This window comes from Asanoa sp. WMMD1127 (assembly GCF_029626225.1).
GTDB lineage: Bacteria > Actinomycetota > Actinomycetes > Mycobacteriales > Micromonosporaceae > Asanoa.
In genome coordinates, this window is sequence record NZ_JARUBP010000001.1 from 3,406,064 (window position 1) to 3,424,263 (window position 18,200).

15 protein-coding genes are annotated in these 18,200 nt (G+C 71.8%); 11 read left to right on the forward strand and 4 right to left on the reverse strand.

The annotated features are described in order from the left end of the window. The first annotated feature begins 11 nt into the window (after positions 1 to 11). Positions 12 to 584 (forward strand): MarR family transcriptional regulator, encoded by a 573-nt coding sequence (locus O7635_RS16215; protein ID WP_278081265.1) that lies wholly within the window; start codon positions 12 to 14, stop codon positions 582 to 584. Here O7635_RS16215 and O7635_RS16220 read toward each other — a convergent pair. Next, positions 573 to 5,537: an NAD-glutamate dehydrogenase gene (locus O7635_RS16220; RefSeq protein WP_278081266.1), complete on the reverse strand. Its 4,965-nt coding sequence runs from the start codon at positions 5,535 to 5,537 to the stop codon at positions 573 to 575. The genes O7635_RS16215 and O7635_RS16220 overlap by 12 nt on opposite strands. A 169-nt stretch (positions 5,538 to 5,706) precedes the next feature. Here O7635_RS16220 and O7635_RS16225 point away from each other — a divergent pair, with 169 nt between their 5' ends. The 3 genes from O7635_RS16225 (at position 5,707) to O7635_RS16235 (ending at position 8,395) form a co-directional block, all read left to right on the forward strand. Continuing rightward, complete coding sequence (locus O7635_RS16225) at positions 5,707 to 7,635, forward strand: penicillin-binding transpeptidase domain-containing protein (protein WP_278081267.1); 1,929 nt, start codon at positions 5,707 to 5,709, stop codon at positions 7,633 to 7,635. Between the two features lie 46 nt (positions 7,636 to 7,681). Further along, the gene (locus O7635_RS16230) at positions 7,682 to 7,888 is read left to right on the forward strand and encodes a hypothetical protein (RefSeq protein WP_278081268.1); all 207 of its coding nucleotides are present in this window, start codon (positions 7,682 to 7,684) and stop codon (positions 7,886 to 7,888) included. Between the two features lie 336 nt (positions 7,889 to 8,224). Beyond that, positions 8,225 to 8,395, forward strand: coding sequence for a hypothetical protein (locus O7635_RS16235; protein ID WP_278081269.1), 171 nt, complete (start codon positions 8,225 to 8,227; stop codon positions 8,393 to 8,395). Positions 8,396 to 9,205: 810 nt separating this feature from the next. Here the strand turns inward: O7635_RS16235 and O7635_RS16240 are convergent. Together O7635_RS16240 and O7635_RS16245 are read right to left on the reverse strand one after the other, a co-directional pair. Further along, complete coding sequence (locus O7635_RS16240) at positions 9,206 to 9,538, reverse strand: hypothetical protein (protein WP_278081270.1); 333 nt, start codon at positions 9,536 to 9,538, stop codon at positions 9,206 to 9,208. Positions 9,539 to 9,541: 3 nt separating this feature from the next. Next, the gene (locus tag O7635_RS16245) at positions 9,542 to 10,000 is read right to left on the reverse strand and encodes a hypothetical protein (RefSeq protein WP_278081271.1); all 459 of its coding nucleotides are present in this window, start codon (positions 9,998 to 10,000) and stop codon (positions 9,542 to 9,544) included. Between the two features lie 121 nt (positions 10,001 to 10,121). On the opposite strand from O7635_RS16245, the gene O7635_RS16250 reads away from it, so the two are divergent. Further along, on the forward strand, positions 10,122 to 12,257 hold the full coding sequence (locus tag O7635_RS16250) for a heavy metal translocating P-type ATPase (protein ID WP_278081272.1): 2,136 nt from the start codon (positions 10,122 to 10,124) through the stop codon (positions 12,255 to 12,257). A gap of 15 nt (positions 12,258 to 12,272) precedes the next feature. Beyond that, positions 12,273 to 12,944 (forward strand): GNAT family N-acetyltransferase, encoded by a 672-nt coding sequence (locus O7635_RS16255; protein WP_278081273.1) that lies wholly within the window; start codon positions 12,273 to 12,275, stop codon positions 12,942 to 12,944. Here O7635_RS16255 and O7635_RS16260 read toward each other — a convergent pair. Next, positions 12,941 to 14,116: an ROK family transcriptional regulator gene (locus O7635_RS16260; RefSeq protein ID WP_278081274.1), complete on the reverse strand. Its 1,176-nt coding sequence runs from the start codon at positions 14,114 to 14,116 to the stop codon at positions 12,941 to 12,943. The genes O7635_RS16255 and O7635_RS16260 overlap by 4 nt on opposite strands. 133 nt (positions 14,117 to 14,249) lie before the next feature. On the opposite strand from O7635_RS16260, the gene O7635_RS16265 reads away from it, so the two are divergent. The 5 genes from O7635_RS16265 to O7635_RS16285 all read left to right on the forward strand — a co-directional run bounded on the left by O7635_RS16265 (position 14,250) and on the right by O7635_RS16285 (position 18,124). Beyond that, positions 14,250 to 15,698, forward strand: a complete 1,449-nt coding sequence (locus O7635_RS16265) for a glycoside hydrolase family 3 N-terminal domain-containing protein (protein ID WP_278081275.1) — start codon at positions 14,250 to 14,252, stop codon at positions 15,696 to 15,698. A gap of 92 nt (positions 15,699 to 15,790) precedes the next feature. Further along, complete coding sequence (locus O7635_RS16270) at positions 15,791 to 16,534, forward strand: TetR family transcriptional regulator (protein WP_278081276.1); 744 nt, start codon at positions 15,791 to 15,793, stop codon at positions 16,532 to 16,534. A 41-nt stretch (positions 16,535 to 16,575) separates the two neighbouring features. Further along, on the forward strand, positions 16,576 to 17,307 hold the full coding sequence (locus O7635_RS16275; protein ID WP_278081277.1) for an ABC transporter ATP-binding protein: 732 nt from the start codon (positions 16,576 to 16,578) through the stop codon (positions 17,305 to 17,307). Further along, positions 17,304 to 17,732, forward strand: coding sequence for a hypothetical protein (locus O7635_RS16280; RefSeq protein WP_278081278.1), 429 nt, complete (start codon positions 17,304 to 17,306; stop codon positions 17,730 to 17,732). Before O7635_RS16275 ends, O7635_RS16280 begins: the two co-directional genes overlap by 4 nt. Beyond that, positions 17,675 to 18,124 carry an ABC transporter permease gene (locus O7635_RS16285; protein WP_278081279.1) on the forward strand — a complete coding sequence of 150 codons (450 nt, stop codon included), beginning with the start codon at positions 17,675 to 17,677 and terminating at the stop codon, positions 18,122 to 18,124. The genes O7635_RS16280 and O7635_RS16285 overlap by 58 nt, the downstream gene beginning before the upstream one ends. Positions 18,125 to 18,200: the final 76 nt, after the last annotated feature.

Below are 18,200 nucleotides of genomic sequence, written 5' to 3' on the forward strand. Positions count from 1 at the left end.
ACCGTAGTAGCGTGACCCTCGACTGGGCCGTGCACCACCTGGCCGTCGCGATCGCCGAGCTCGACACGGCCATCGCCCGGCGGATGGGGCTGACCTCCGGTGACTACCTGGCGCTGAAGCACCTCGCGACCGCGGCGCCGCCGATCGGACCGGTCGAGCTCGGTCGCCTGCTCGGCATCACCTCCGGCGCCGCCACGGGGCTGGTCGACCGCCTGGAACGGGCCGGCTACGTCCGCCGCGGGCCGCACCCCGACGACCGGCGGCGCCAGGTCGTCAGCACCACGGCCAAGGCCGAGGGCGGCATGCTGCGCGAGCTGCGGCCACTGGCCGACGACATCGACCGGGTCGCCGCCGACCTCGACGCCGAACAGCGGCGGCTCGTCACCGACGTCCTGGCCCGGCTGACCGAAACCCACCGCGACCACGCCCGGCACCCGCCGCGGACGCCGGCCGGGAAACCGCCGCGGACACCGGCCGGGCAGCCGCCGCGGACACCGGCCGGGCAGCCGCCGCGGACACCGGCCGGGCAGCCGCCGCGGACGCCGGCCGGGCGTCCGCCGCGAACGCCCGGCTCAGCTGGCTGACGACGTGCGGACCAGCTGGCGGATCTGCCGCAGCAGCACCGACAGTGCCGCCAGGTCGGCGTTGGAGTCCGCGAACTCGCTGATCGCGCGCTGGGCCCGGCCCACCGAGGTCGTGTTGGCCTGCTCCCAGGTCGCCACCCGCTCCTCGACCGGCGCACCGTCCGGTGTGGACTCCAGCACCCCGGCCGTCAACGCCGCCAGGGCCGCGTAGAGGTCGTAGCGCAGCGCCATGCGGGCCAGGGTCTGCCAGCGGTCCTCGCGCGGCAGCAGGGAGATCTTCGACAGCAGCGCGTCGACCCGCAGCCGGTCGCTCAGCACGAAGTAGACCTGCGCGACGTCGCCCGGGGCGCGGGCCGTCACCCGGGCCGTCTCGACGACGTCCATCAGGCCGAAGCCGTACATGACCCGGGCCACCTGCGTCGCCAGGCCGGCCGGCAGGCCACGCTCGGAGATCTCCTCCATGTGCGCCAGCAGCGACTCCCGCTCGCTGCCCACGAACCGCGTGTCGAGCTCGCCGAGCAGCTCCGACACGGCCGCGAAGCGGGCGATCTCGCCGGTCACGTCGAGCGGCGACCGGCGGTTGGTGACCAGCCAGCGGACGGCCCGGTCGAGCAGTCGGCGCAGCTCCAGATAGACCTTCGTCTGCGCGCTGGTCGGCACTGTGTTGTCGAGCGCCTCCACCGCGGCCCACAGCTCGCGCAGGCCGTAGATCTCGCGGGTGACCACGTACGCCCGGATGACGTCGGCCGCCGACGCGCCCGTCTCCTCCATCGCCCGATAGACGAACGACGTGCCGCCGCGGTTGACGACCTCGTTGACCAGCACCGTCGTGATGATCTCGTGGCGCAGGCGGTGACCCGCCATCCGCTCGGCGTAGGCCGTGCGCAACGGCGTCGGGAAGTAGTCGGCCAGCACGTCGAAGGTCCACTGCTCGTCGACGATCGGGTCGGCGAGGACCTGGTTCTCCAGATCGATCTTCACGTACGCGAGCAGCACCGCGAACTCCGGCGCCGTCAGGCCCTCCGGGCGCGACGACAGCTCCTCGTCGGACGGCAGCCCTTCCAGAGAACGGTCCAGCAGCCCCGAGCGTTCCATGTCGGTGATCATCCGGCGGTGCACCGGGAGCAGCGACTCGGCCTGGACGATCGCGGTGCCCAGCGCCGTCGCCTGCGCGTAGTTGTCGCGCAGGACGAGCTCGGCCACCTCGTCGGTCATCTCGGCCAGCAGCGCGTCGCGGGCGGGCACCGTCAGCTCGTCGTCCGCCACCGCCCCGCCGAGCAGGATCTTGATGTTGACCTCGTGGTCGGAGCAGTCCACGCCGGCCGTGTTGTCGATGAAGTCGGTGTAGACCCGGCCGCCGCGCAGCGCGTACTCGATGCGGCCCAGCTGGGTCAGGCCCAGGTTGCCGCCTTCGCCGACCACCCGTGCGCGCACGTGCTTGCCGTTGACCCGAATCGCGTCGTTGGACTTGTCACCCACGTCGGCGTGCGTCTCCGACGACGCCTTGACGTAGGTGCCGATGCCGCCGTTCCACAGCAGGTCGACCGGCGCCTGCAGGATCGCCTTCTGCAGCTCGGGCGGCGACAGCGCCGTCACCTCGTCGCCGAGCCCCAGCGCCGCGCGGACCTCGGCGGAGATCGGGATCGACTTCAACGTACGCGGGTAGACCCCGCCGCCGGCCGAGATCAGCGACGTGTCGTAGTCGGCCCACGACGAGCGCGGCAGGTCGAACAGCCGCTTGCGTTCCGCGTGGGACGACGAGGCGTCCGGCGACGGGTCCAGGAAGATGTGCCGGTGGTCGAACGCGGCGACCAGCCGGATGTGCGGCGAGAGCAGCATGCCGTTGCCGAACACGTCGCCGGACATGTCGCCGACGCCGACCACGGTGAAGTCGGTGGTCTGGATGTCGGTGCCGAGGTCGCGGAAGTGCCGCTTGACCGACTCCCAGGCGCCGCGGGCGGTGATGCCCATCTTCTTGTGGTCGTAGCCGGCCGACCCACCCGACGCGAACGCGTCGCCGAGCCAGAACCCGTGCGCCACCGAGATCTCGTTGGCGTAGTCGGAGAACGTCGCCGTGCCCTTGTCGGCGGCCACCACCAGATAGGGGTCGTCGCCGTCGTGCCGCACCACGTCACGCGGGTGCTTGATGTCGCCGCCGACGATGTTGTCGGTGACGTCGAGCAGCGCGGTGATGAACAGCTTGTAGCAGGCCACCGCCTCGTCCCGCTCGCCCGGCTTCTGCTTGAGCACGAAGCCGCCCTTGGCGCCGACGGGCACGATCACGGCGTTCTTCACCATCTGGGCCTTGACCAGGCCGAGGATCTCGGTGCGGAAGTCCTCCCGCCGGTCGGACCAGCGCAGCCCGCCCCGGGCCACGGGCCCGAACCGCAGGTGCACGCCCTCGAACCGGGGCGAGTACACGAAGATCTCGAACTTGGGCCGCGGCGCCGGCAGGTCGGGCACCGCCTGCGGGTCGAGCTTGAAGGCCACATAGGACTTCGGCCGGCCGTCGGCGCCCCGCTGGAAGAAGCTGGTGCGCAAGGTGGCCTGGATCAGCGTCAGATAGGACCGCAGGATCCGGTCCTGGTCGAGGCTCGTGACGTCGTCGAGGCGCTTGCCGATCTCGTCGACCAGCAGCGCGGCCCGCTCCGACCGCTCGGACTCGCCCAGCGTGAGCCGCGGTGAGAACCGCACCTCGAACAGCTCGACCAGCAACGTGGCGATCTCGGGGTAGGCGACGAACGTCGACTCCATGTATTCCTGCGAGAAGACCGTCCCGGCCTGCCGCAGATATTTCGCGTACGCCCGCAGGATCACCACCTGTCGCCAGGTCAGCCCGGCCAGCAGCACCAGCTGGTTGAAGCCGTCGACCTCGGCCTCGCCGCGCCAGGCGGCCGCGAACGCGTTCTCGACGTGTGGCCGCACGTTGGCCGGCAGGCTGTGGTCGGGCGGCAGCGTCAGCCCGAAGTCGTAGAGGTAGACGGTGCCGTCGGCCCGCTCGACCTCGTAGGGCCGCTCGTCGGTCACCCGCACGCCGAGCGAGTGCAGCACCGGCAGCACGGCCGAGAGGACCATCGGCTCGCCGTACCGGAAAACCTTGAACCGCACGTCGTTGTCGTCGCGGTTCTTGCGGAACAGGTGCATCTCGAGCTGCCCCGGCTCCTCGAGCAGCTCCAGCTTCGCGAGGTCCTTGAGGGCCTCGTACGGCGTGTTCTCCTCCTTGTAGCCGTCCGGGAAGGCGTCGGCGTACCGGGTGAACAGCAGTTTGCCCTGCTCGTCGCCGAGCTTCCGGCCGAGCACGAGGTTGAAGTCGTCGTCCCAGAGGCGGGTCGCGTCGGCCAGCTCCTCGGCCAGCGCGTCGACGTCGACGTCGCCGGGCGGGTTGGTCGGGTCGGTGCGCACGACGACGTGCACCCGGGCCAGCAGCGACTCGGTGACGCGGGTCGTGTAGTCGAGCCCCACCCCGTTGAACCGGCGCAGCAGGATCTCCTGCATGCGCAGCCGGTTGTGGGTGGTGAACCGGTCGCGCGGCAGATAGATCAGGCAGGAGATGAACCGGCCGTAGCCGTCGCGGCGAACGAACACCCGAAGCTGCCGCCGGCCGGCCATCCGCAGCACGCCGATCACCGCGCGATAGAGGTCGTCGGTCTTGATCTGGAAAAGCTCGTCCCGGGGGTACGTCTCCAGGATCTGCAACAGGTCCTTGCCGGAGTGGCTGCGCGGCGACAGCCCGGAGCGGTCGAACACCTCGGCGACCTTGCGGCGGACCACGGGCAGGTCGCGCACGCTGGTGCGGTAGGCGGCGCTGGAGAACAGGCCCAGGAACCGCCGCTCGCCGATCACCTCGCCCTGGTCGTCGAAGACCTTGAAACCGATGTAGTCGAGGTACGCGGAGCGCTGCACCGTGGCCCGCGAGTTGGCCTTCGTGATGATCAGCAGCCGCTTTTCCAGCACCTTGGCGCGGGCCTCGGGCGGCAGCGCGGTCAGCGCCAGCGGCGTCGTCTGGTCCTGGCGGAGGATGCCGAGGCCGGTGCCCAGCTCGGCGGCCAGGCGCTGCTCACCGTCGTCGCCGTCGACCAGCTTGTATTCGCGGTAGCCGAGGAAGGTGAAGTGCTCGCGGGCCAGCCAGCGGAGCAGCTCCACCGAGTCGGTGATGTCCTTCTCCGGCACCGGCGGGCGGGCGTCGGTGGTGCGGGTGGCCTCGAGCTCGTCGGCCAGCGCCAGGGCCTTCTGGCGCATCTTGGGCCAGTCCTCGACCGCCTCGCGCACGTCGGTCAGCACCCGCACCAGCTCGCGTTCGAGCTGCTCGCGCTCGGTGGCGTCGCGGATCGCGTCGATCTCGACGCGCATCCAGCTCTCGACGATGTCGCCGGCGATCGCGTCGTCGGGCTCGACCTCGGCGGCGACCTCGACCAGCTTGCCCATCGGCTCGCGGCGGACCACGACCAGCGGGTGCACGAGCAGGTGGATGTCGAGGTGGCGGCCGGTCAGCAGGGCGGTGACGGAGCCGACCAGGAACGGCATGTCGTCGGTCACGATCTCGATCACCGTGTGCGGCAGGTCCTCGACCGGCTCGGTGATCCGGAGCTTGAGCTGGCCCGGCATCCGCTGCTCGGCCAGCTCGCGGTGGCTCTGCGCCGCCTCGACCATCTCGTCGGCCGTGTAGCCGACCAGTTCCTCGTCGGGGGCGAAGCGCCAGAACCGGGCGACCAGCGCGGCCTCGGGGCTGCCCGGGCCGGCCAGGTTGACGGCCTCGTCGACCAGGCGCTCGGCGTTGGGCACCGGCTCGTCGATCTCGCTGTCGTCGCCGTCGTCAACCGCGCGGGCGGTGGCCGTAGCCGCCCCGATCGGCTCGATCGCCACGTCGTCGTCGACCGCCGTATCGTACTCGTCGGTTATGTCTGACTGACCTCGTGACGTGCTCCGCGACGCGCGCGTGGAACGCCGATCCATCGGTGCCACTCCCCTTCGAACCCCACGACGTTGTGGGCCCAATCACGTCAGCGTACGGCGACCGCGATAACGGTTCCGCACTGCCTTGGCCTACCTGAGTACGAGTGCTCATACCCATTTTGTGGGGCGTACTAGGGTCCTCATGTCCCCGGGGGAAGGATCTGTTGACATGCGTCGGTCGTACCTGACGAAACGTTCCGCGGCGGCCTTGGCCAGCGTCGCGCTGCTGGCCGCGGGCCTGGCCGGTTGCTCCAACGACCCGGGCCCCGTCGACGCCGTCGACGCCTTCCTCACCGGCTGGCAGTCGGGCGACCTGTCCAAGATCGCGTTCGTCGAGCCCGACGGATCGAAGGTGGCCGCCACCGACGTCGCGACGGCGCTCAAGGAGCTGTCGGGCGATCTGGACAGGACCCCGCCGGCGGTACGCCGAGAGGGCGACCCGGAAGAGGTCGAGGGCAGCGCCACCGCCAAGATCAACGTTGACTGGACGTTGCCGGGCGGCACGCACTGGACCTACCCGTCGACCGTCCGGCTGACCCAGGGCTCCGACGACGTCTGGTCGGTGATCTGGGAGCCGGCGATCATCAACGCCAAGCTGCAGAGCGGGGACCAGCTCGGCCTGCGCCGCGAGCGGCCGGCCCGGGCCGGGGTGCTGGACGGCGCCGGCAAGCCGATCGTCGAGCCGCGCGACGTGGTCGTGGTCGGCATCTACCCGCTCAAGGTCCAGGACCCGGAAGGGATCACCCGGGCGCTGGACTCGGCGTTCAAGTCGGTCCGCCCGAAGCTGCCGCCGATCAAGCTCGACGATCTGCCGAAGCGGATCGCCGCGGCCGAGGACCAGGAGCAGTTCCTCGAGGTCGTCTCGCTGCGCCGCGAGGCGTACCTGCAGATCCGGTCGAAGATCCAGCCCCTGGAAGGCACCCAGTTCCGCGAGGAGAAGCGCGACCTGGCCCCGACCCGCGCGTTCGCCCGCGCGCTGCTCGGCTCGGCCGACCCGGCGCTCAAGGAGGACATCGACCAGCGGCCCGACGAGGTGGCCGAGGGTGACCTGGTCGGCCACGGCGGCATCCAGGGCGCGTTCGACAAGCAGCTGCGGGGTACGCCCGGTGTGTCGGTCGTGGTCTCCCAGAAGGCGCCGGACGGCGAGGTCAACGACGGCGACGAGCTGTTCCGCGCCGAGCCGAAGCCCGGCGCCCCGGTCAAGACGACACTGGACCCGGCCGTCCAGAACGCCGCCGACGCCGCCCTGGTGGGTGTGTCGCAGCGGTCGGCCCTGGTCGCGCTGCGGGCCAGCGACGGCGCGGTGCTGGCGGCGGCCAACGGCCCCGACGGCGGCACGGGCGAGAACCTGGCCTTCACGGCGCAGGTGCCGCCGGGTTCGACGTTCAAGGTCGTGAGCGGCTACGGCCTGCTCGACAGCGGCAAGGTGACGGCGTCCACAGTGGTCGACTGCCCGAAGAACTTCACGGTGGACGGGCGGTCGTTCAAGAACTCGGAGAGCTTCGCGCTGGGCAAGGTGCCGTTCCAGGTGGACTTCGCGAAGTCGTGCAACACGGCGTTCGCGCGGCTGGCGCCGGAGCTCGGGCCGGACGGACTCGCCGAGGCGGGCCGCAACCTGGGGCTCGAGGCCAAGTGGGACCTGGGCGTCGACGCGTTCAGCGGCAAGGTCTCGACCGGCGGCTCGGCCGCCGAACGAGCCGCGGCCGCGTTCGGCCAGGGCACGACGCTGGTGTCCCCGCTCGCGATGGCCGCGGCGACCGCCTCGGTGGCGAAGGGCTCGGTCGTCACGCCTAGTGTGCTCGCGGACCGCCCCGCGGCGGCGGGGTCGGCCCTCAAGGCGTCGACGCTGGAGCCGTTGCGCGCGATGATGCGCCAGGTGGTCACCTCCGGGACGGCGACGACCCTCAAGGACGTCCCCGGTGGCCCGGTGTCCGGCAAGACGGGCACGGCCGAGTTCGACGACAACCCGGCGCACACGCACGCCTGGATGGTCGGCTGGCAGGGCGACGTGGTGTTCGCGGTCTTCGTGGAGAACGGCGGCGGCAGCGGCGAGACCGCGGTCCCGGCCGCGGAGCGGTTCCTGCGCGCGCTGCACTGAGCGGCCGGGGTCGCGTGGCGCGGTCGCGGTGGGCCAGCATGGAGCGATGCCGGATGGACCGAGGTACGTGGTGCTACGGGAGATCGCCGACGACACGTGGCAGGTGGTCGCCGAGGTGCCCCGCCGGGCGGGCCTACCCGCCCGGCGCGGCCGCGCCCAGGCCGTCGAGGACGCGCTCGGCCGCCCACCGGCGGAGGGGGAGCGTTATGCGGTGATCCTCCGCAGCGAATGGCGCCTGTCCCTCGACTGGTGACGCGCCGGGGCCACCTGCTGGCTGACCCAGCGTCCCACGCGTTGGCGCCTGGGCGCCCCTTCGGCCCGGGTGGTGACACATCGTCGGTCGGCGGGCCATACAGCGGCTCCTGCTTCGGGCAGTTCGAGTCGCGCTTGACGGACCAGGCCCCCGGCCGCGCGGGCGGATTCTCCGGCTCGGCTGCTGCCTGACTCGGTCTGCTGCGCCTCGGCATGATCTGCCTGCTGACGTCGGTGAGCCTGGCCTGGTCGGGCTTGACGGGCATGGGTGGGCCTGCGTGGCCTCGTCGGCCCGCTTGACATGGGTCGGCCTGCTTGGCGTTCTAAGCTCGGCCTGGTGGGCCTGGTCAGGCTCGGCCTGGTGGGCCTGGTCAGGCTCGGCATGATGGGCCTGGTCAGGCTCGGCCTGGGCCTGATGGGCTGCCTGGGGCTCGGCTTGGTCGGTCGCGTCCGGCGCGGCCGTATGCGGCTCGGCCATCTCTCGCCGCGCCGCGGCAGATCGGACTGACGATCCCGGTAAGGCCGCTTCGACCGCTACCTTCTGCACTCCACCCGCTGGGATCGAACCCATGTGAGCGAGAAGTTCTGGTGGGCCCGCGGACTGCGTGCCCTCTGACACAACCGCTTCGACCGCCATCGCTGCGGTGGTCCGTTGCTGCCAAGCCGCCATCAGTTTCGCATCGTCGGGAACTTCGCCGTACAGGCGGCGAAGCTTTCGCGAATGCCGCCGAGTCAGGCCCAACTCCCTAACGCGCGCATGCGCACGACGGAATTCCTCGGCTTCAAGCGAATAATTGCGGCGCTCTGTCCTATCACGCATAGCGGTCATGTGGGTCGCCGTGAAGAGTTGAAGCTGCCGCATGTGAATATTGTCCCGCCAAATCACCTGGCCCATCAACTCGACTTTCACTGATTTCCACCTGGCGAAAATAAACGAGAGTGCTTACTCATATCGCTGCTTCTCGATGAGCGAGGCATGTGTCGCCCTGCGAAGGTGGCGACAAGTCCTGCTCCAGGCCGCTGGACTGTGCGAATGCGCCGTGCGGACGACGCTGCCAGTTGATATTCGGGCTAAACGCGTCCAGTGCTTTCTGAAGAGGAGCCCAACGCGTGCACTCGCGCGCTCGATTATGGGCCCGGCCGGGGCGGCCGCGCTCTCGCCATTTCGGCCGCATAAGTCATTCGCCATGCATCCGATCATGGTCATTGGACAGCGGACCAGTCGACCCCCGATAAGGGCCGGGCCGGCAAATGCCGCGGTGGTGTCCTCTGACTCGCGCACGATGCGCGTGGCGAAGCGCCTGGGCCAGTTTTCGGATCACTCCGTCGTTTTCAGGTGAGCCGGACCGGCCGCGACCAACCACACGATCCTGCGATCCAGATCGTGGCAGTACCAGATGCGCCCGCCGGCGGTCACTTCGTATTGCCATTGGTCGAGGACCTGGCCGCCCACCGCACGGGTCGCCAGCGAGCCGCGGAGCCGGTGCTGGCGTGTCGGGTTGTCCGGTGCGTCAGGTCGCTCGGTCAAAATGATCCGGGCGGTCTGGCAGAGCTGCTCCCATCCTTTGACGGCCTCCGAGGTAGCGAACCTTGCTTCCCAGCCGCCCGGTTGGGCCGGCGGCGCGACGCGGTCTCCCCGTTTCGGTGGCATGGGTCATTCCTCGGGACCGGGCACGGGGCCATGGTCGTCGGACAGCGGACCGGTCAGCTCGCGGGTCAGGGCCGGGTCCGCATAGACCGCGGCGGTGGCCTTCCATTCGCGCACGGTCTGGCCCAGGACGCCCCACTGGCCGAGTTCGGCCGAGATCTGCGCCGCCTTGACGAAGTCGCGCACGAACTGCTGCACGTCGGCTGCCGGCAGCAAGGCCAGCCAGGGGAACTCGTCGGAGAGCGCCTCGGTGGCGAGATCGGCGGGCAGGTGGGTGAGCACGTTGCGCAGCGCCCGGGCGGCGGCGATCGCGCCCTCACCCGCGGCCGTCACGCGGTCTTCGCGGGTTAGCAGCAGCGTCGCGCCGTCGCGGCGCCGGACCCGCACGTCGCCCGAGTCGGCCAGCGCGGCCACGCTCCGCGGGTCGCGTTGTAGCTCGCTCCACTGCACTTCCGTCGTCTCCACCACTCACCAATTCTGAACTTTTTCAAGACTCGCCGCAAGGCACCTGCCCCGGTTCGACTAGATACCCCTGTGGGGTATCGTTCCGGGCATGGCGATACCTCCCGGGGGTACAGTGAGCGGCGTGGTGGATCGGATCGAGTTGGCTATCGGCGGGATGACCTGTGCGTCCTGTGCCAGCCGGATCGAGAAGAAGCTCAACCGGATGCCCGGGGTCACCGCCTCCGTCAACTACGCCACCGAGATCGCCAGTGTCAGTGCGGCGGCCGGCGTCACCGTCGACGACCTGATCGACACCGTCCGGAAGACCGGCTACACCGCCGAGCCCGCCCGAGCACCGGAGCAGCCGGCCCAACCAAAAGACGAGCTGCGTACGAAGGTGCTCGTCTCCGCCGCCCTCGCCCTGCCCGTGATCGTCCTCGCGATGGTCCCGGCCTGGCAGTTCACCTACTGGCAGTGGCTCTCTCTCACCCTCGCCGCCCCCGTGGTGGTGTGGGGTGGCGCCGCCTTCCACCGCGCCGCCTGGGTCAACCTTCGCCACGGCGCCGCGACCATGGACACGCTGATCTCGATCGGCACCCTGGCCGCGCTCGGCTGGTCGCTCTGGGCGCTGTTCTTCGGCATGGCCGGCGAGCCCGGCGTACGCCATGGCTTCTCCCTGACCCTCGAACGCGGCGCCGGCACCGACGCGATCTATCTCGAGGTGGCCGCCGGCGTCACGGTCTTCGTGCTCGCCGGCCGTTACTTCGAGGCCCGGGCCAAGCGCCGCGCCGGCGCCGCTCTCGAAGCGCTCGCCGACCTCGGCGCCAAGGAGGTCACGGTCCTCGAAGGCGGCCAGGAGCGCACCCGCCCTGTCGGCGAGCTCAGGAAGGGCGACCGCTTCGTCGTGCGGCCCGGCGAGAAGATCGCCACGGACGGCGTCGTCCACGAGGGCGCCTCGGCCGTCGACCAGAGCCTGCTGACCGGCGAGTCCATGCCGATCGAGGTCGGGCCGGGCGACCCCGTCACGGGCGGCACGGTCAACGCCGACGGCCGCCTGGTCGTCACCGCGACCAAGGTCGGCGCCGCCACGCAGCTCGCGCAGATCGCCCGCCTGGTCAGCCAGGCGCAGAGCGGCAAGGCCGAGGTGCAGCGCCTCGCCGACCGGATCTCCGGGGTGTTCGTCCCGATCGTCCTGGTGCTGGCCGCGGGCACCTTCGGCTACTGGTGGGGGACCGGTGGCGGGCTCGCCGCCGCGTTCACCGCCGGCATCGCCGTCCTGATCATCGCCTGCCCGTGCGCGCTCGGCCTCGCCACGCCGACGGCGCTGCTGGTCGGCACCGGGCGCGGCGCGCAGCGCGGCATCCTGATCAAGGGCCCCGAGGTGCTGGAGTCGACCCGCGCCGTCGACACGATCGTCCTCGACAAGACCGGCACCGTGACCACCGGCAAGCTCGCCGTCGTCGGCGTCGAGGGTCCCACCGAGATCCTGCGGTACGCCGCCGCGGTCGAGGCCGGCTCCGAGCACCCGATCGGCCGGGCCGTCGTCGCCGCCGCCACCGCGCCGCTCCCGCCGGTCACCGACTTCCGGTCCACGCCCGGCCGGGGGGTCCGCGGCATCGTCGAGGGCCGCGAGGTGCTGGTCGGCCGGGCCGACTTCACCGGCACCGAAGCCACCACCGCCGAGCCCGGCCACACCGTGGTCACCGTCGCGATCGACCAGGGAACACGCGGTCAGCTCGTGCTCGCCGACGAGATCCGCCCCAGCAGCCGGGCCGCCGTGGCCACCCTGCGCGGTTTGGGCCTGCGGCCCGTGCTGCTGACCGGTGACGGGGCCGCCGCCGCGGAGACCGTCGCCCGCGAGGTCGGCATCGACGAGGTGATCTCCGAGGTGCTGCCGGCCGACAAGGTCGACACCGTCAAGCGGCTCCAGGACGAGGGTCGCGTGGTCGCGATGGTCGGCGACGGTGTCAACGACGCGGCCGCCCTGGCGCAGGCCGACCTGGGGCTCGCGATGGGCGCGGGCACGGACGTGGCGATCGAGGCCGCCGATCTGACGCTGGTCCGCGACGACCTGACCGCCGCGGCCGACGCGATCCGCCTGTCCCGGCGTACGCTGCGGGTCATCAAGGGCAACCTGTTCTGGGCCCTGGCCTACAACGTCGGCGCGCTACCGTTGGCCGCGGCGGGACTACTCAATCCGATGATCGCGGGTGCCGCTATGGCGCTTTCGTCGGTATTCGTGGTATCCAACAGTCTTCGGCTGCGCAGCTTCCACTGACCCTGGAGGTCCCGGGTGCTCGACACGCGCCTCTACCACCACCTGGTGACCTGGTTGGGTCAATGGCCCAGCCGGCAGGCGCTGCAGATCGTCGGCTCCGAGCGCCGGCTGCGCCCGGCCTGGGACGGCGCGATCCGGCCCGCGGCCGGCGTCGGCACACCCGACGGCGTGCTGCTGTCGGTGCCGCCGCAGCGGGTCGAGACCGTCCGTGCCCTGGCCGATCTGCCGCTGCCCGACCTCCTCGACAAGCTGCCGGGCGCGGTCGGCTACGACGGCTGGCGCGCCTACGGCGCGGTGTTCCGGTGGTCGACCGATCCGGCGCCGCTGCCCGACGCGGGGGAGTGGATCCCGGTCGACGACCCCGTCGTGCCGCCCTGGCTGCGCCCGTTCGGCGGCGACGCGCTGATCGCCCGGGACGACGCCGGCGCCTACCTCGCCGGCGTCGGCGTGAAGCGGCACGACCCGCACGGCCACGAGATCGCGGTCGGCACCGAGCCCGCCGCCCGCGGCCGCGGCCTGGCCCGCCGCCTCGTCGCGCAGGCGGCCCGCCGGATCCTCGACGACGGAGCCGTGCCGACCTACCTGCACGACCCGGCCAACCTGGCCTCCGCCAAGGTGGCCGCCGCGGCCGGTTTCCCGGACCTGGGCTGGGTCGCCTACGGCGTCGCCGGCCCCGACGGGCCCTAACCGGTCGTAGAGCCGAAAACCTCGTCGCGTACGGCGTCCAGGGCGGTCAGCAGCGCCCCGCGCAGCACCGGCTCCTCGTCGACCTGGGTGACGACGACCTTCGGCGAGACCAGCGTGATGGCGGCGACCTCGTGCTGCACCCGTTCGGCGAGCGCGCTGCCACCCGCCTGCCCGACCTCGCCGGCCAGCACCACCAGCGGCGGGTCGAGCACCACGCACGTGCTGGCCACGCCGAGCGCGAGGCGCCGGGCGATCTCGTCGAGCACCGGGCCGCCCTCGGTGCCGGCCGTGATCGCGGCCCGGATCGCGTCGGCGGCCGACGAGCCGCGGAAGCCGTGCTCGCGGGCCACCGCGCGCAGCGCCGCGGCGCCGGCCAGCTGGCCGAACGGCGGCTGGGAGCGGCGCGACTGGTCACGGTTGACCGGCATGCCCGGCACCGGCAGGTAACCGATCTCGCCCGCCGCCCCGCTGCTGCCGTGGTGCAGCCGGCCGCCGATCACGATCGCCAAGCCCACGCCGACGCCGGCCCAGACGAGCACGAAGTCGTCGATGCCGGCGGCCGCGCCGAACTCGGCCTCCGCGCAGGCCGCCAGGTTGACGTCGTTCTCGAAGACGACCGGGGTGTGCAGGTCCTCGCGCAGTGCGGCGAGCAGGCCCCGGTGCCAGCGCGGCAGGTTGAAGGCGAACGTGATGTCGCCGGAGCCCGGGTCGACGAGACCCGGCGTGCCCAGCACGACGCGGCGCACGCTGGCCAGTTGGGCGTGCGCGTTGCTGGCCGCCTGCACCACGGCCTCGTGCACCACGCCGACCGGGTCGTCGTTGTCCTTCGTGGACATCTCGACCTGGCCGATCACCTTGCCGGTGATGTCGGCGCACGCGGCGACCACGCGGTCGGCGGCGACATCCACCCCGACGACGTACGCGCTGCCCGGTCGCACCGCGTAGAGCTGCGCGTTGGGGCCCCGCCCGCCGGCCTGCTCGCCGACCCGGGAGACCAGGCCCCGTTCCTCGAGCCGCTCGACCAGCTGCGAGGCCGTCACCTTGGACAGCCCGGTCAGCTCACCCAGTTGGGCGCGGGTCAGCGGGCCACGCGCGAGCAGCAGCTCGAGCGCCGCGCGGTCGTTGAGCGCGCGCAACAGGCGCGGGGTTCCGGGCAGGCGGGTCGACCCCATACGGCATCCTCTAGCAATAAGGAATCTTTACTAATACATTAGTCGCCTTACGAGTAGGCGTAGCGTACTGGGAAGCGAATGGTGCGACGATCACACAACCCGGCAGCAGCTGGTCACAAGAGGGTGAGAACCGATGGCGATTGATCCCACTCTGCGCCGGCTCGCCCTGCGCACGCTGCTCGCGGCCTACCCCGGCAGCACCCCGCCGCCCTGGGCGCTCGACCTCGTCGGCGAAGGGCTCGCGGGCTACACCCTCTTCGGCTTCAACATCGTCGACCGTGACCAGGTGGCCGCCAGCACAGCCGCGCTGCGCGCCGCCAACCCGCGGGTGATCGTGGCGATCGACGAGGAGGGCGGCGACGTCACCCGCCTCGCGCACCGCACCGGCAGCCCCTATCCCGGCAACGCCGCGCTCGGCGCCCTCGACGACGTCGAGGTGACCCGCGCGGTCTACCGGGCCATCGGGGCGGACCTGGCCGCGGTCGGCGTGACCGTCGACCTCGCGCCGACCGTCGACGTCAACACCGCCGACGACAACCCGATCATCGGCACCCGCTCGTTCGGCGCCGACACCGCGCGCGTCGCCGCGCACACCCGGGCCGCCGTCGAAGGGCTCCAGGAGGCCCGGGTCGCGGCCTGCGCCAAGCATTTCCCGGGCCACGGCGCGACCGTCGCCGACTCGCACCTCGAGCTGCCCACTGTGGACGTTCCGCTGGCGGTCCTGCGGGAGCGCGACCTGCCGCCGTTCGCGGCCGCGGTGGCGGGCGGCACCAAGGCGATGATGACAGCGCACATCCGGGTGCCGGAGCTGACCGGCGACGCGCCCGCCACGTTCAGCCGGGCGGCGCTGCACGACCTGCTCCGCGGCGAGCTCGGCTTCGACGGCACGCTGATCACCGACGCGCTGGAGATGAAGGGCGCCGCCATGGTCGCCGGCGGCACGGCCCAGGCCGCCCCGCTGGCGCTGGCGGCGGGGGCCGACCTGCTGTGCATCGGCGCCGACATCGACGCGGAGCTCGTCGAGGAGACGGCCGCCGAGATCGTGGCGGCGATCCAGGAGGGCCGGCTCGACGTCGCGCGGGTCGAGGAGGCGGCCGAGCGTACGGCCGCGCTCGCCGCCTGGGCCGTGCCCACCGTGCCGGCCGGGTCGGCGCCCGAGAGCCTGGGCTACGACGCGGCCCGGCGGGCGGTCCGGGTCGAGGGCGACCCGCTGGTCGACGGCGCGCCGCTGGTGGTCGAGCTGGCCACCACGTCGACGATCGCCGAGGGTCGGGTGCCGTGGGGCCTGCGGGACCACGTCGACGGCGTCGAGCAGATCCGCGCGGTGGCCGCCACGACCGGCGCCGACGAACTCGTGGCCCGGGCCGGGGGCCGGCCGATCGTGGTGGTCGCACGGCACGCGCACCGGTTGGCCAACGCGACGCGGCTGATCGAGGACCTGGCCGCGCGGCACCCGGTCACGGTGGTGGAGATGGGTTGGCCGTCGAGCTGGCGTCCGGCCGGAGTGCGGGCGTTCGTGACCACCTACGGCGCCAGCCACGCCAACGGGCGAGCGGCTGCGGCGGTGCTCGGACTGCGCTGATTGAACGTGTTCAAGTCTCGCGTACGATGAGGCTCGCGCCAGTAAGTTGAACGTGTTCGACACCGCGGTGCGGAGTCGGTACGGTGTGAACGATGACCGACCGACCCGTTCCGCGGCCCGCCGACGCCGGTGGCGCCGCCGAGCAAACGGGGGTCGGCGGCGCTGCCGGCGCCGAGCCCGCCACCGCCCGGGGTGAGCAGACCCGCCAGCTCATCCTCGACACGGCACTGCGGCTGTTCCGCGAGCGGGGCTACGCGCAGACCACCATGCGGGCCGTCGCCAAGGAAGCGGGTGTGGCGGTCGGCAACGCCTACTACTACTTCGGCTCCAAGGAACACCTGATCCAGGAGTTCTACGCCGAGACGCAGGTGGAGCACCGGGCCAGGGCCGCCGGCGTGCTGGCCACCGAGACCGGGTTCGCCGAGCGGCTGCGTGGCGTGCTGCACGCCGGTGTCGACACGCTCGCGCCGTCGCACGAGTTCGCCGCGACGTTCTTCAAGACCGCGGCCGAGCCCACCTCGCCGCTGAGCCCGTTCTCGGCCGAGTCCTCGGCGCCGCGCGACGCGTCGATCGCGCTGTTCCGCGAGACGCTGGTCGGCTCGACGGCCAAAGTGGACCCCGAGCTGCGCGACGACCTGCCGGAGCTGCTCTGGCTCGCCTACATGGGCGTCATCCTCTACTGGGTGTACGACCGTTCGCCCGACCAGGCCAAGACGCGCGCGCTGATCGACGGCGCGGTGCCGCTGATCGACCGCCTCGTCGGCCTGTCCCGGCTGCGGGTGCTGCGTCCGGTGACCCGTGACGTGCTGGGGCTGATCCGTACCCTCCGTCGATAATGGATTGCTGAGCGTGCCGGTCACCACCGACCATCGATGGCATGGACGTGTTGACGGTCACCGCGCTGCGCAAGCGGTTCGGCGCCGTCGACGCGGTCGACGGGGTCAGCTTCACCGTCGGCGCGGGTGAGGTGGTGGGCCTGCTCGGTCCCAACGGCGCGGGCAAGACCACGACGCTGCACATGGTGCTCGGCCTGACCCGGCCCGACTCGGGCACGGTCGAGATGTTCGGGCACGACATGACCCGCGACCGGGCCCGTGCGTTGGCGCGGGCCAACTTCGCCGCCAGCTACCTGCACCTGCCGGCGGTGCTGCGGGTCGAGGAGATCCTCACCGTCTACGCCTGCCTCTACGGGCTGCGCCGGCCCGCGGCCCGGGTCGCCGAAATGGTCGAGCTGTTCGACCTCGGGTCGCTGCGCCGGCAGCAGTTCGCCCGGCTCTCGTCGGGGCAGCAGACCCGGGTGCTGCTGGCCAAGGCGCTGCTCAACGACCCCGGCCTGCTGATCCTCGACGAGCCGACGGCCAACCTCGACCCCGACGCGGCCGACCGGATCCGGCGGCTGCTGGTCGACCAGGCGGCCGCCGCGGGCCGGGCGATGCTGATCACCTCGCACAACATGCGCGAGGTGGAGCGGATGTGCGACCGCGTGCACTTCGTGGCCGGCGGCCGGATCGTGGCCACCGGCAGCGCGGACGAGCTGGCCGGGGCCTACGGGGTCGACGACCTGGAAGCGGTGTTCCTGCGAGTGGCGCGAGAAGGTGTGCCGGGATGACGCTCGCCTACGACGTCAGCAGCGGCGTCGCCGCCCGCCGCCGGGTGGCCGGGGTCGTGCTCCGCGACTGGTACGCGCTGCACCGCAACGGCGGCCGCCTGCTCGACATCTTCTTCTGGCCCGTGCTGGAGCTGGTGACCTGGGGCTTCGTCTCGGTGTTCCTGCGCGCCAACGACGTCCCGATCGCGGTGTCGATGCTGCTCGGCGCGGTGCTGCTCTGGCACGGGGTGGCCCGCGCCCAGGCCGAGCTCGCGATGGTGTTCATGCAGGACGTGTGGAGCCGCAACCTGCTCAACGTGTTCACCAGCCCGATCTCGCTGGCCGAGTTCCTGGCCGGCCACGTCTCATCTTCGGCGCGGGCCTCATCGTGGCTAGCACAGCGGTGCTGTCGACCCTGGCGTTGCTGCTCTACGGCTTCGGCGTGACCGTGATCGGCCCCGCGCTCGTCCCGTTCCTGCTCGTGCTGATCGTGATGGGCTGGGCCCTGGGCGTCGTCGCGATCGCGGTGGTGATCCGCTTCGGCGAGGGCTCGCAATCGGTGGCCTGGGTCCTCGCGGCCGCCTTCCAACCCTTCGCGGCGGTGTTCTACCCGGTCTCGGTGCTGCCGCCGGTGGCGCAGGCGATCGCCCACGCGGTGCCGGCCAGCTACGTCTTCGAGGGCCTACGCGGCGTGCTCGACGGCCGCGGCGTCGACCTGGCCGGCCTCGCGACGGCGGCCGCGCTCGACGTCGTGCTGGTGGCCGCCGCGCTGGCCTTCCTGGCATACGCGTTGCGGCACGCCCGCCGCACCGGCCGCCTCTCCAAGTTCGGCGAGTGACGGCCGAACCCGGCGAATGCGTGCCGGGAATCGGCCAGCGTGGCCGGGTCCAACCGAGTGTGGGACGGAATTGGCC